Source organism: Microbulbifer sp. MI-G, from assembly GCF_030440425.1.
Lineage (GTDB): Bacteria > Pseudomonadota > Gammaproteobacteria > Pseudomonadales > Cellvibrionaceae > Microbulbifer > Microbulbifer spongiae.
Genome location: NZ_CP098023.1, coordinates 3,787,924 through 3,801,246, shown reverse-complemented (window position 1 = coordinate 3,801,246; position 13,323 = coordinate 3,787,924). Strand labels below are relative to the sequence as shown.

Here is a 13,323-nt window from a genome sequence, read left to right as displayed (position 1 = left end):
ACGCCAAGGAGTATTTATGCGCCCTTTAATCACAGGTCTATTCTCGCTGTTACTACTGCTCGGGTGCCAGGAAATGCAGGTGGAGCATGCCAATACGGGAGCGCAGCCGGTGGCTTTTTCCACGTATAAATGGGGCGTGTCACCCCTGAGTGAGGTTCCTGACGTCTCGGCGCAGCTGGTGGAACTGGATGAGGAGATGCGCGATACGGTGGCGGCGCAACTGGAGCAGCGCGGTTACCGCAGGGTGGATGAGGACCAGTACGCGGATATGGTGGTGGATTATCAGGTTGCCCTGGTGGATGAGTTTTTCTCCGGGGATACCAGAGACCCCAGTTGGGACAAGCAGTTTGACAGCAACGCGCCCCAGGACGTTGTGGAGTTGCCACCCCTCACCGATGCGCCGCTGGTGGTGATGAGTGTGGGCATTGGTCCCCCGGGCGGGATCGTGATCTGGGGGGGCAGTGCCAGCGAAATATTGACGCGTCCAGATAGCGTTGAGCAACGCCAGCGTTTGATCAGCAAGGGGGTGAGCGAGCTGCTGCGGGACCTGCCGCCGGCTTATCAGTAACGCACGGCCCTGCCTCTCTTGCAAAAAATTGCTGCGCATCGCGAATGCTTCTAAAACCGGCGTGTGAACTCAACGCCGTGAATGGGCCGATTGTGATGACGGAAAACAAGCGCCGCCGTGCCCGGCGGTAACCTTTTAGCGTTGCCCATGCCCCCGCCGCATCAGTTTGTCGTAGAGATCGATATAGGCGGCCACGATAGACTGCTTGGAATAGCCCTTTGCATAGACGTCCGAGGCGTTCTCAATCAGGCTTTGGCGCAGATCCGGGTTGTCCAGTACCGACTTGATCGCCCTGGCGAGGGCATCGGCATCGTCGATGGGGGTGAGCAGCCCACTCTTGCCATCGGTGATGACTTCGCCGGGGCCCTGGGAATCGGTGGCCACGATCGGGCAGCGGTGCGCCCAGGACTCCATAACGATAGAGCCCAGGCCCTCGTGCCGTGACGGACACACAAACAGATCGGCGGTGCGCATTAAACGGGTGACATCCGTGCGCCAGCCCAGGAAACGTACCCGCGCTTCCAGGCCCAACTTGTGGCACAGGGCTTTGAGCTTTTTTTCCTCGGGGCCAGCACCGGCGAGCCACAGGGTGGCATTGGGGGTTTGTGTGAGCGCGTGCAACAGGACATCAAATCCCTTGTTGATATGCAGGCGCCCTGCGGCGAGGATCAAGGGTTTGTCTACCGGTGTATCGAAACTGTTGCGGGGCAGTGGATTGGCCGGAGTTTCATCCGCGAAATTGGGAATGTGAAAAATACGATCCTCGGCAATGCCCCCGTTGATCATATGCCGGCAGATGCCCTTGCTGATCCCGATCCAGTAGTCTGCATGGCGATAGTACTTCAGGTTGTAGTAGTGGCCGAGACGGCTGACCAACAGGTAGTTTTTGGCAGGGGGTGTAATGATGGTGGCCCGCCCCATCCAGGTCATGACAATATCCGGCTGCCAGTGCGCAAGTGCCTCGCGATAAATTCGCCTGCCGAGAAAGTCCAGCTTGCCGCCAAATGTAAACCCCTCGGTTTCAACCCCGTTATGGCGCAGTGCCTGTACGCGGTGGTCATGGTTGCGAATAAAGGCCTTTTGCGTAATTTCGTCGCGCAGATTCAGCCCGCTTGCCAGGCGGACAAAAAAATTTTCTGCACCACCATGCTCGGCACCGGCGAGGACCTGAGCCACTCGAATTGGCTGTTTACTCATAATTCCAACGTAGTCTGTGTGATTGGTCTAACGGTCCGCTATTTCAGCGTGCCGTCGAGGGTGATATCGCGGGCCCAGACATAATCATGGCTGAAGGGCTGCAGGCTTGTGGCTTCGACGATATATTGCGCGTAGAGCTTTGAGTTCATCTCGCTGTGGAAAAAGGCTCTGGCGCGCGCCGCCCAGGCCTGGCGCCTGGCGTCGTCATTGTGAAACCTGCGGATCTTCTCCAACAGGTCCTGCTCATCGGAGAAATAGACCACGCTCTCCGGCGGCAGGAGTTCGTCAAAGTGCAATTGGTCACTGGTGAACGGCAGTATGCCGTTGCCGGCCAGCTGTGCCATGCGTGCGGAGGAATACCAATAGTGGGTATCCTGGCGGTTAAGGTTCAACCCCATTTTTGTTTGTGACAATGCGCGATCATACTTGCGGCCCCAAACCGGCGGCTCGCCAAAGCTGCCGTAGGTTTTAAAGTTCAGTGAATCCCCCAGGGCATCCCTGAGGTTTTTTACCAGCTGCAGGCGCTGGGTGAACTGGTTGCTGTTACTGCAAAACAGCAGGTCGATGGGCAGATCTGTGCGCTCGGCATTATTCAGGTTTTCGATCGAAGTCTCGACCGGGTTGGGCATGTGATAGAGACGCGCGCCAAAACCCTCGAACAGTTTCAGCTCCCGGCGCCCGGTGGAGACAAAAACTGCATCGACCACTTCGGCGCGGTATTTGATGCGTTTCACATTGCTGGGTACAAACAGCGGATCGTTGTTACAGTGTGCAATCAGGCACCCCGGCTGTTGTTTCCTGATGGTCAGCAGGGTGTCATTGTCAATCATATCGCAGTGGCCGGCGATCACCAGGTCGGGCTCAAATGCCTCGATGGTTTCCAGCAGGCGCCGCCTGGCTCTGCGCACACCCAGGTCGCGGATGCCGAGTGGCGCTTCGAAGGCGGCCACATCCCGGTCACTGAATACCTGCGTATTGTGATCGTTCTTGATCAGACCTAAAGTCAGCTTCTGCGCCCAGCTGACCCGGGTGTTGCCGTAGCGTCGCAGCTGCTGGTAGGCAATATTGAGCACTCTCATGGCGGTGCACTCTCTAACAACTCGGGGAGACCGTGAATCTGGCCGCTACAGCCAGGGGTTTCACGGTGGGCGCAGAGTATAGCAGCTGGTTCGGGACTATATAGCCCAGCGCCGCTGCGGTGCACAGCATCGGGATCACATAGAGGGAAGGTGGCTAATGCAAAGAGACAGTAGTCAAGAGGAGTTGGCTCCGGAATTTTCCGCGGAGTCTGTGCAAGTGGTTTCCAGGGAAACCGTTTTTAAAGGTTTTTTTACCATGTTGCGCCTGCGACTGCGCCACCGCCTGTTCCGCGGTGGCTGGAGCCGTATCTTTGAGCGGGAGCTGTTTGTTCGCGGCCCCGCTGTGGGGGTGTTGCTCTATGACCCCGAGCGCCACCAGGTGGCACTGACCGAACAATTTCGCATCGGTGCACTGGCGCGCGCGGCGGGGCCCTGGTGTCTGGAAGTGGTGGCCGGAATGGTGGAGCAAGGCGAGGATCTTCAGGAAGTGGCGCGGCGCGAGGTACGGGAAGAGGCGGGGTTACAGGTACAGGAGCTGCATTTTATTCACAGTTATATGCCCAGCCCGGGCGGCAGCTCGGAACGGCTGCATCTGTATTGCGCACTGGTGAGCTTGAGCGGGGCAGAGGGGTGCTTTGGCCTGCAACACGAGAATGAGGATATCCGCTTGCGGGTGTTTCAGGCGGACCGTCTGTTTGAGGCCATGGCGGGAGACTTTGCGCCTGGGGAGAGTCCCGTAGACAATGCGGCCACAATCATTTGCCTGCAGTGGCTGGCATTGCACCGGGACAAATTACGGGGGGGATGATATCTGCCTGACCGGTCACGCCAGATTGCGCCCCTTTTACCAGTGCAAAGGGTAAACTGAGATCTGAATCACGGCGGCGATAGAATCGGAGTGTTGATAATGACTCTATTGGGCGAGGCAGAAGCAAGGCAGCGCAAACAGGCAGGATTGTCATCAAAAGGCAATGGAAGGGCGGTGTATAAGGTCGACCTGTCGTCTTATCATGCGGATTGTGATGCTAACTATCTGCGCCTGGTCAGGTTGCTGCCGGGGCTGCCAGAGAAGCTGCTCTGGCGCTATCAGTTGCCCGGCGGCACCCTGATATTGAAACTCGCGGCACACTCCAGGTACACAACGGAAGTGTCTCTTGGCGCGGAGGTAAACCTCGGAGAGTGCCGCTGGCTGGAACCGCCGAATTTAACGGTGCGTCTCTACCACGATGCGCGCATGGCGGAGGTGATCACAGCCAATGGCTGCGGGCCACTGGGTGGTAAAGGCGCTGATGCCATTTATCCCAATCCCCGTATGCAACGGGCAGATGAGAGACCGCAAACCAACCGCTTTCTCGCAGAGTGGTTGGACTACTGTCTCGCAAATGCCAGCGCAGAATTTGATTTGGTGCTGGATGGCCGAAGATTTTGATTCTGCAGTAGAACACATGGATGTGTATACAAGGTGAGTAAGTGATTCGCGAGTACAATACGCCTCCCCCCCAAGGAGTGGCATCACATCGTCTGATTCAGATTACCGATCCACATATCGGCAGCAGACCGGATTACCAACTGTTGGGCCTGGATACCGGCCATTCACTCAATGAGGTATTGTCCGCCGTAATGGCTACCCAGCCCCGCGCAGAGGCTCTGGTTGTTACTGGAGATGTCAGTGCCAACGGCTCAGAGGCCTCTTACTGTCGTTTTTTGCAAAAAATCCGTGCTTTACCCATTCCCTGGTACTGGCTTCCCGGCAATCACGATGCTGGTGCGCGTATGAAGCGGTTGGCTCCAAACCGCAGCACCGAACAGATCGCCCTGGGCAACTGGCGGTTGTTATTTCTGGATACCAGTGTAGAGGGCCAGATTTGCGGTGGCCTGAGTGAAGCGCAATTGGAGCGCCTGCAATTTTTATTGTGGAAGAGTCGCGCTTATCCGGTCATGATCATGATGCATCACCAGCCGGTTCCCGTGGGCAGTAACTGGATCGATGGCCATATGCTGAGGGAGGGATGTGAGCAACTGTTGCTTATGGTGGAGGGCGCTGCCCAGGTAAAGGCCCTGGTCTGGGGCCATGTACATCAGCAGTTCGACGGCAGCCTCGGGCCGATCGGCCTGCACGCAACGCCTTCCACTTCAGTGCAGTTCACCCCCGGTAGCGGGCCTTTCGCGGTGGATGACCAAATGCCGGGCTATCGCTGGTTTGAACTGCGCGACGATGGCACTTACACCACGGGTGTGGAGCGTGTGGCCATCTCCAAATATTTTGTGGACCTCGCCTCTTCCGGTTACTGACAGGCTCAATCCTGTGCGGCAAACCAGCGGCCTCGCTTTTACCTTTCCCCAGCCAGGTCTGAAAGAAAAAACCCTTCTTAACGGACTTGCCTCTATCTTTCCACGCCGTCCATCGTACAATGGAATTGCCCTGTGAAAAGCCTCGGCCTGTTCAATGGTACAGGGAATGACCGCTGAAAGCCTGTATCGGTGTACGCCGGCAAAGCGGATGAATAATCCGGCACTGGCTTTTTCTTTTGGTGACTGCAGGTTTTGTGCAAGGGCGCTCATCTCCGGATAGATTCCATCGTAATGATAGGGGTGTAAGCATGTACAAAGTATTTTTATGGTCACTGCTGAGCGCCGTATGGCTGCTCCCGGCCTGCAGCCATCAATCCACTCCGCCAAGTGACACCGTCGCACCGGCAGCTCAGTCGGGTAGCGACGGCCTGGAACCGCGCGACAGTCACCTGGATGCCGTGTCAGCGGCTTTTGCCCTGGATCTCAGTGGTGCCAAAGTTTATGTCGCGCCAGTACAAATTGACTACACGAAACGGTTTTCCACACTGCCGCGCAGTCATTACCGCGAAAAGGACTACGAACTTGATACAGGCGACCTGCAGCGCTTGAATACACTGCTGGCGCAGACCTTTGCCGACAAATTCCTCAGTGCGCGCAACGGCGAACTGGTGCCGGACCAGGCGGAGGCCGATTATACCCTGGCCCTGTCTCTGGATAATTTCTCCCTGGCGGCACCGCTGGACCCGTCCCCCTGGACCTGGCGGGTCTATACGGAACAGAGCGCCTACGGGGTACTGGTGGGCACCCTGTTTGACCGCCAGGGCAATGTGGTGATGCGTTTCAGGGACCGCCGGGATATCGGTGAAAACCCCGGTTCCCTGAGACCCGGCGGGCGCCTGGAACGTTTTACCAGTATCACTTTCTGGTCGGATATGCGTGTGGATATGCGCCGGGCCTTCGCCAGTCTGGATAAATCCCTGCTGTAACCGGCGCAGCGCGGATACCAGAATTGTGGGGTCTCTGCCCCCACAGATTGTCTGGGGCGCTATAATCGCCGTCTATGCAAACACAAGATTTCCACAGAAGGCCGCTGCTTATTTACCTGCACGGCTTTCTGTCGTCACCCCAGTCTTTCAAGTGTCAATTGATGCGTGAAAGACTCGCAGCCAATAATCCGCACATCGTATTCTGTGCGCCGCAAATCCCCCCCTACCCGTCCATCGCCCGGCAGTCACTGCTCGCTCTGCTGGAGGGCTTTTTGCAGTCAGGCGACTGCGGTCCGGTTGGGCTGCTGGGCAGTTCCATGGGGGGGTTCTGGTGCACCTACCTCGGTGAGCGCTTACACTTGCCGGCAGTGCTTATCAATCCTGCGGTGCGACCTTCCCGGTTTATGCCCGCCTATGTAGGGCAGGTATTGCGCCCCTACAACGGCGGGCCGCAGGAGTATCGCCTGACCGAGTCAGACGTTGCTACTATGGGCCGATTGGAAGCTGAGCTTGCCCAGCCCCTGCGCAGCCGCTACTGGCTGTTGGCCCAGCGGGGCGATGAGACACTGGATTGCCGCGATGCCGAAGATTTTTACCGGAACCAGCGCCAGACGGTCGAGGCAGGTGGTGACCACGGTTTTCAGGGCTTCGCCCGTTATTGCGATCCCATTGTCGAATTTCTATTTAACCAGCAGTAAAAAATCAAACAGTTATGGCCAATTATTCCGCCGAAGATATCGAGGTACTCACGGGGCTCGACCCGGTGCGCAAACGACCGGGCATGTACACCGACACCGCACGCCCTAATCACCTGGCCCAGGAAGTCATTGACAACAGTGTCGATGAGGCCCTCGCCGGGCACGCGAAAAAAATCGAAGTGGTGCTGCACAAGGACCAGTCACTCACAGTGAGTGATAACGGTCGCGGCATGCCTGTGGATATCCACCCGGAACAGGGCCGACCCGGTGTGGAGGTGATCCTTTCCACGCTGCACGCCGGCGGCAAGTTCTCCAATAAAAACTACCAGTTCTCCGGTGGCCTGCACGGCGTGGGTGTGTCGGTGGTCAACGCGCTGTCGAAAGTACTGGAAGTGACTATCCAGCGCGGTGGCAAGGTGCACCGCATTGGCTTTCAAGACGGGGAAAAGGCCTCCGATCTGGAAGTGATAGGCGACTGCCCCAAACGCACCACGGGCACCAGCGTACGTTTTTTGCCCGACCCAAAGTACTTTGACTCCGCCAAATTTTCGGTACCGCGTCTGCGCCACCTGTTGCGCGCCAAAGCGGTCCTCTGCCCCGGCCTCACAGTAACGTTTATCAACGAACAGCACGGTGAGTCTGACGAATGGTACTATGAGGATGGCCTCAAGGATTATCTTGCCGCAGCCAACCAGGGGTGGGAATTGCTACCGGCAGAGCCCTTTGTGGGCAGCTTTGTTGCCACTGCGGAAGCTGTGGACTGGGCGGTGCAATGGTTACCGGAAGGTGGCGAGATCATTGCCGAATCCTATGTCAACCTGATTCCCACTGCCCAGGGCGGAACCCATGTGAATGGGTTGCGCGCGGGGTTGCTGGATGCCATGCGGGAATACTGTGAAATCCGCAACCTGCTGCCCCGTGGTATTAAACTGGGCCCGGAGGATATCTGGGGCCAGTGCTCCTACGTACTCTCCGCGAAACTTGCCGATCCACAATTTACCGGTCAGACCAAAGAACGCCTGTCCTCTCGCGAGGCCACGGCCTTTATTTCCGGGGTGGCCAAGGATGCCTTCAGCCTGTGGCTGAACCAGCACACGGAAGCGGGGGACAAACTCGCCGAACTGTGTATCGGCAATGCGCAAAAACGCATGCGCTCGGCAAAAAAAGTCGCGCGCAAGAAAGTGACCCAGGGCCCTGCACTACCCGGCAAACTGGCTGACTGCGCCAGCGCGGATACTTCCCGCTCCGAACTCTTCCTGGTGGAAGGGGACTCCGCTGGCGGCTCGGCCAAACAGGCGCGGGACCGGGAATTCCAGGCCATCATGCCTTTGCGCGGCAAAATCCTCAACACCTGGGAAGTGGATTCCGGCGAGATCCTCGGCAGCCAGGAGGTGCATGATATTGCGGTGGCCCTCGGTGTCGATCCCGGCAGCGGTAACCTGGAAGGCTTGCGTTACAATAAAATCTGCATCCTTGCCGATGCGGATTCAGACGGGCTGCATATCGCCACCTTGCTGTGCGCACTGTTCCTGCGGCATTTCCGCCAACTGGTAGCCAATGGCCACGTCTATGTGGCCATGCCGCCCTTGTTTCGTATCGATATTGGCAAGGATGTCTACTACGCCCTGGATGAATCGGAAAAGCAGGGCATTCTCGATCGCATCAGCGCGGAAAAGAAAAAGGGCAAGATCCAGGTGACCCGTTTCAAGGGCCTGGGGGAAATGAACCCCCTGCAATTGCGTGAGACCACCATGGACCCCAATACCCGCCGCCTGGTACAGCTGTATATCGATGCCGGTGATGACAGCAATCAGCTACTGGATATGCTCCTGGCCAAAAAGCGCGCGGGAGATCGCAAGCAGTGGCTGGAGAGCAAGGGGAATCTTGCGGAGGTTGGGTGAGCTATACACTGTGGGAAAAGTGTAAAACTTGATAGGACTATTCTAAAAATTCTGTAGGAAAAGCGATAAAAAGCATGGCAATAGAGCACGGAAGCTCAGGATAGAGGTCGAAATGCACATTCCGATCTGCAAGCTTAAAATCCGCTGTTAAGCATAGTGTTCGGTTTCCGCCAATTAAAGCGGGCAGCGAAAAATCTGTAGTAGTCTGCCAAACCCGGACACCAATTCAGGTGGTAAAGTCGCCACCTGAGACAGAGTTGTTGAATGAGTAGACAACGTCGCTCTCTCTCCCTGGAGTTCAGACGGGATGCTGCCCGCCTGGTCGTCGATCAAGGTTATTCAGTATCTGAGGCCGACCGTTCACTGGATGTGGGTACCACCGCCATGCGTCGATGGGTGAGGCAGCTTGAGGCTGAACATGGCGGGGAGACGCCTGCAAGCAAGGCACTTACCCGAAAGCAGCAAAAGATCCGGGCGCTTGAGGCCTGAATCAACCGTCTGGAACCGGAGAAAGAGAGACGAAAAAAGGCTGCCGCGCTCTTGGTGTCCGACGAGATGAATCGTACACGGGGATAAACCGATTTAGTCAACAGGAGGCCGTGGAACTGGTCTGTGAAGCATCGGAATTGCCTTGAGGATGCTACTGCGAATATAAGAACAGAAAGGCCTGTATGCATATGTCCAGGGTTCAACTCCGTGCCAAGCTCAACGAGAGCTTCAAGTGCAATCGTAGTGCCTCGGGCAGCCGAACAATCGTGCGGTTACTCAACGATCAGTCCCTGCCAACGGGGGCTTATTGTCAGGACAGGGGCAGGCGGTTTTTGTCTGGCAAAGGCGAACATTCCAAATGTGGCCAATGGCAACCAGGCCGGTACCAAGCACTGTCAGTACTTTTTCGCCCATTTCTCCGATGGTCTCTTCACCGAGTACTACAGCCGTGACAAGCAGTGTGAGACCGATGGACCCCAGAGCCAGCAGCTCGTATCGCTTGTGCTGTCTACACCCGAGGGTCAGTGCAAAAATACTGGTGGGCAGCACGGCGGCTACCAGCCAGGTATGGAAGGCCTCGCTGCCCAAGTTCAATGCCGCCATTGCCGGGAGCAGCGCGAATACCAAGGGTAGGGCCAGACAGTGGATGGCGCACATCAGGGATATTCCGATGGCGGTCCTGTCTGTTACACCCTGGGTTTTTGTTAGTAGTTGCTTGTTTATCATACGCACATGTTGAAAAAAAAAGACCCCTCGGCATTGACAACTTGCTCGCTGAGGGGCCGTATAGGAAAGAGCGGCCAGTTTACAAGTATCCTGCCATCACACTGTGTCAGAACATGCTGCGCACACCAATGCTGAAGTTACGCCCTGGCAGAGGTGCGCGATCCTTCAAGAAGGAGGTGTGCACGCGGGCTTCCTCGTCCGTCAGGTTGCTGCCTTTCAGGAAAAAGGTCATGTCCCCGAAACTGCTCGGGAGGGCATAGCTCAGTTCTGCTTCCAGGAGAGAGTAGCCATCGGTGGAGGTTTCCAGTTCAGCGGTATCCTTCTGGTCGAAATAATGCGCCATGCCGAAACCGGCCTGCCAGGCATTATTTGCATAATTCAGACGGCCCCCGATGCGTACAGGCGGCGTGCGGGGCAAGTTACCTCCGTCCCGCAGTTTCGCGCGAATGCTGTCGCCCCACAGGTCGAGGGTGAAATGTTCGGACAGACGCCAGGCGAATTGCGCCTCCAAACCATAGAGTACAGTATCGGCCTGCTCGAACACATAGACAGGCAGTGCGCCGTGGTCGTGTTCATGTTCGCCCTCATGACCGGCTTCTTCGCCTTTTTCGTGATCGTGGCCTGTGATAGCTTCACTGTCTAAGCCGGTGTTGCGCTCGTAATAGAAATGATCGATCTGGTTGTAAAACAGATTGATTACCCAACCGATATCTCCGGCGTGCTTGCGCAAACTCAGGTCGATATTGTTGGACACCTCCTCATTCACATCATCGTTGTAGTGGAAGTGCGGATTATCCGACTCGTGCAATCGGAACAGCGCGCCAACCTCAAAACTACCGGTACCGATATGAGGACCGAAGGAGAACAGTTCCGCAGAGCTGGGTGCTCGCTGTGCGTGCGTCACGGAAACCCCCGCGTTGTAAGCGGCTGCAAAATCCCAGACCACACCGGCCGAGGCGCTGTATGGAGTGAAGTCCAGTTCTTTAAACACAAGGAGTTCTTCCTGGTGTTCGCCCCCCTCTTCTGAGGCCCCGTGTTCTTCCTCTTCCCACGCAATGGGGTCGGCATTGATGGTCACTTTTTCGATGCGTGCGCCCAGCTGCCAAAGCAGGTCACCGGTTTGCTTTTCCTGCAGCAGGCCGATAGCAAAGCTGTCGGTGCGGCTCGGCGGAGTAAATGCCTCTTCGCCTACAGCGGCAAAGTCCGTCTTTTTACCTTCCAGGGAAACTGCACCGCGCCAGCCGGCTATCTCCTCAAGCAGGAGGTCGGTGCGGACCTGCAGTGTTTCATTGGTGAACACGGTGCCAGATGCGCCGTTTTCTAGTTCCACATGTTCGTAATCGGTGTAGCCGATACGGGTGTTGAGACCGTTCAACCAAGCGCTTTCCAGCTGAAGTTCACTGACCAATTGCCAGCGGTCTTGCTTGAGGTCTGAGAGCACCGATGCTTCTTCGAACTCGTCGTGCTTATCTGCCATCCGTTCGTCATCATGGTGTTCCCCTGCATGACCGTGGTCATGGCTGTGACCGGGAATACCGTTGAGCCGCTCCAGGCGTCCATAGGAAAGACCAATATAACCCTTGTCCAACAGCCAGCTGCCGCCGAGGTTGAAGCCCTGGCTCTCTGAGGCGCTGTTTTCCAGAATGCCTTCAGAGAGTTCCTCAGGTTCTTCGTACTGATCGGCATCGGCCATCCGTTCCGCAGGTGCGGGGATCTCGTAATTATCTCCGTTACGTGAAAAACCATCGACGTGAAAAGCGAATCTCTCAGTGCCGCCGGTGTAAGTGAAAGAGGCTTCATTTTCTTCGTTGACGGAGTTGTAGGCTGCGGCAAACGCGCCCCTGCGTTCGCTGGAGGAGGGTACCCGCTCATCAACCACATTGACGACTCCACCGATCGCGCCAGAACCGTAAAACAGGGTTGCCGGTCCGCGTAGAATTTCAATCTGTTCTGCGGTCATGGCTTCTGTGGCTACGACATGGTCGGGACCAACCCGGGAGGCGTCACTCACGTCCAGGCCGTTCTGGGCGATCAACACACGGGGGCCGTTGAGTCCGCGAACAATAGGGCTGCTGGCTACGGGCCCGAAGTAACTCGAGTGCACGCCCACTGCATCTTTGAGGGTTTCCCCAAGGGTGGATGACTGCTTGCGACGGAGATTGTCGCCCGCCAGTACGCTGACAGGCTGGGCCGATTCCATGGCCGATGCGTGCAGAGGGGTGGCGGTAACATCGATTTGCTCGATCATTGTGCGATGCAGGGTGACCCTCAGCGGTTCACTGCCGGTCGCATCCAGTCGCACTGTTTCGTGGCTGAAGCCGGGCGCTTTGATATGGAGGTTTGTTGCGTTGCTGTCAGCGGTATTGAGGGTAAAGCGCCCGTCCGCATCCGTTTTGGTTTGTATGCGGCTTCCCGCGACAGAGACGCTGGCGTCGCTAATTGGCTGGCCTGCTGTGTCAGTGATTTGACCGGATACCCCATACGTCACATTGGACAGTGCCATCAAGGCAAGCGCGATTGTTGTGTGTTTCATTACTCGATTGTTGCAGTGTAATTGGTGGTGAATCGTTGTGCAGACACTATGGAATGCGTTGCTTAGTCAGTGGATGAAAAATCCAGAGTGAGAAGCAGCCGCTGTTCACCGGCTGCCAACGCAGGCGAGCGGTGTACGCACCCCGCGCCGAGGTTGTCTTGCCAGAGTTCCCCCTTGCACAGGGCCACGTGGCCGCTGGCAATCGTTTGTACTGGCTGCGTGCGCGGGTACAGGCCGCTGTCTTCATCGCTCAGCCCGCCACTGCCGGCGCCCAGCTTGCTGTGGTCTACCGAGTCGTGGGGAAGCCACTCCGTGCCCGGGCCCACATAGGTGGTGATTAACCGGCACGGCACCCGGTCTACGTGAAACCTGGGACACATGGCACTCTTGAGCGTAGTGAGCCTCATTCCGACTGCACTGAGTTCAAACAGGCAGCTGAACATGTCGAACAGCCGCTGAATGTCCGCCTTCAGATGCGGGCATTCCGCAAGGCTTGGCAATGTCTCTTCAAAGCGGTCAATTTTTGCGCTCGGCACTATCAGGCGCTCGCTGGTGAATCTGTTCAGGTCCAGCAGCTTTTTGATATCTGCCACTAGCTCGGGTGCTGTTTGGCGCTGCCAAACGGCCATATTGACCTCGGTCTGGTAGATATCGGCGAGGATATCCGCGCTGTCCCCTGCCACAGGCCGCCGGGTAACGGCTGCAGGTTCTGGAGCGATGGTGGCCGCAGATACTGCGTTCATGGACGATTCTGCTTCATGGGTTCGCTTTGCTCTCTGCCAGGGCCCGGATACTTGAAGCGGGCGGTTGTGATAGATAGCTATGATATAACATATCCTAACTGGCATTGCCAG

At 56.8% G+C, this 13,323-nt stretch carries 13 protein-coding genes; 8 read left to right on the top strand and 5 right to left on the bottom strand.

Annotation, left to right across the window (positions count from 1 at the left end; genetic code table 11):
• Nucleotides 1-16: 16 nt before the first annotated feature.
• A complete protein-coding gene (locus tag M8T91_RS15525) occupies nucleotides 17-568 on the top strand; it encodes a DUF4136 domain-containing protein (RefSeq protein ID WP_301415078.1) in 552 nt (183 codons plus the stop codon).
• A gap of 135 nt (nucleotides 569-703) precedes the next feature.
• Here M8T91_RS15525 and M8T91_RS15520 read toward each other — a convergent pair whose 3' ends face one another.
• Both M8T91_RS15520 and M8T91_RS15515 read right to left on the bottom strand, forming a co-directional pair.
• Complete coding sequence (locus tag M8T91_RS15520; protein ID WP_301415077.1) at nucleotides 704-1,765, bottom strand: glycosyltransferase; 1,062 nt, start codon at nucleotides 1,763-1,765, stop codon at nucleotides 704-706.
• 38 nt (nucleotides 1,766-1,803) lie between these two features.
• The gene (locus tag M8T91_RS15515) at nucleotides 1,804-2,844 is read right to left on the bottom strand and encodes a glycosyltransferase family protein (RefSeq protein WP_301415076.1); all 1,041 of its coding nucleotides are present in this window, start codon (nucleotides 2,842-2,844) and stop codon (nucleotides 1,804-1,806) included.
• Nucleotides 2,845-3,001: 157 nt separating this feature from the next.
• Here M8T91_RS15515 and M8T91_RS15510 point away from each other — a divergent pair, with 157 nt between their 5' ends.
• The 7 genes from M8T91_RS15510 to M8T91_RS15480 all read left to right on the top strand — a co-directional run bounded on the left by M8T91_RS15510 (nucleotide 3,002) and on the right by M8T91_RS15480 (nucleotide 9,210).
• Nucleotides 3,002-3,652: an NUDIX domain-containing protein gene (locus M8T91_RS15510; protein WP_301415075.1), complete on the top strand. Its 651-nt coding sequence runs from the start codon at nucleotides 3,002-3,004 to the stop codon at nucleotides 3,650-3,652.
• Nucleotides 3,653-3,751: 99 nt separating this feature from the next.
• The gene (locus tag M8T91_RS15505; protein WP_301415074.1) at nucleotides 3,752-4,273 is read left to right on the top strand and encodes a DUF1249 domain-containing protein; all 522 of its coding nucleotides are present in this window, start codon (nucleotides 3,752-3,754) and stop codon (nucleotides 4,271-4,273) included.
• Nucleotides 4,274-4,314: 41 nt separating this feature from the next.
• Nucleotides 4,315-5,136 (top strand): phosphodiesterase, encoded by an 822-nt coding sequence (locus tag M8T91_RS15500; RefSeq protein WP_301415073.1) that lies wholly within the window; start codon nucleotides 4,315-4,317, stop codon nucleotides 5,134-5,136.
• Nucleotides 5,137-5,444: 308 nt separating this feature from the next.
• Nucleotides 5,445-6,122, top strand: a complete 678-nt coding sequence (locus tag M8T91_RS15495; protein ID WP_301415072.1) for a hypothetical protein — start codon at nucleotides 5,445-5,447, stop codon at nucleotides 6,120-6,122.
• Nucleotides 6,123-6,283: 161 nt separating this feature from the next.
• Nucleotides 6,284-6,820 (top strand): YqiA/YcfP family alpha/beta fold hydrolase, encoded by a 537-nt coding sequence (locus M8T91_RS15490; RefSeq protein ID WP_301415071.1) that lies wholly within the window; start codon nucleotides 6,284-6,286, stop codon nucleotides 6,818-6,820.
• Between the two features lie 14 nt (nucleotides 6,821-6,834).
• Complete coding sequence (gene parE / locus M8T91_RS15485) at nucleotides 6,835-8,721, top strand: DNA topoisomerase IV subunit B (RefSeq protein WP_301415070.1); 1,887 nt, start codon at nucleotides 6,835-6,837, stop codon at nucleotides 8,719-8,721.
• A gap of 264 nt (nucleotides 8,722-8,985) precedes the next feature.
• Nucleotides 8,986-9,210, top strand: a complete 225-nt coding sequence (locus tag M8T91_RS15480; protein WP_301415069.1) for a transposase — start codon at nucleotides 8,986-8,988, stop codon at nucleotides 9,208-9,210.
• 276 nt (nucleotides 9,211-9,486) lie between these two features.
• On the opposite strand, the gene M8T91_RS15475 is transcribed toward M8T91_RS15480, so the two are convergent.
• The 3 genes from M8T91_RS15475 to M8T91_RS15465 all read right to left on the bottom strand — a co-directional run bounded on the left by M8T91_RS15475 (nucleotide 9,487) and on the right by M8T91_RS15465 (nucleotide 13,212).
• Nucleotides 9,487-9,936 carry a MerC domain-containing protein gene (locus M8T91_RS15475; RefSeq protein ID WP_301415068.1) on the bottom strand — a complete coding sequence of 150 codons (450 nt, stop codon included), beginning with the start codon at nucleotides 9,934-9,936 and terminating at the stop codon, nucleotides 9,487-9,489.
• Nucleotides 9,937-10,042: 106 nt separating this feature from the next.
• Complete coding sequence (locus tag M8T91_RS15470) at nucleotides 10,043-12,469, bottom strand: TonB-dependent receptor (protein WP_301415067.1); 2,427 nt, start codon at nucleotides 12,467-12,469, stop codon at nucleotides 10,043-10,045.
• A 62-nt stretch (nucleotides 12,470-12,531) separates the two neighbouring features.
• On the bottom strand, nucleotides 12,532-13,212 hold the full coding sequence (locus M8T91_RS15465) for a DUF1826 domain-containing protein (RefSeq protein ID WP_301415066.1): 681 nt from the start codon (nucleotides 13,210-13,212) through the stop codon (nucleotides 12,532-12,534).
• Nucleotides 13,213-13,323 lie beyond the last annotated feature (111 nt).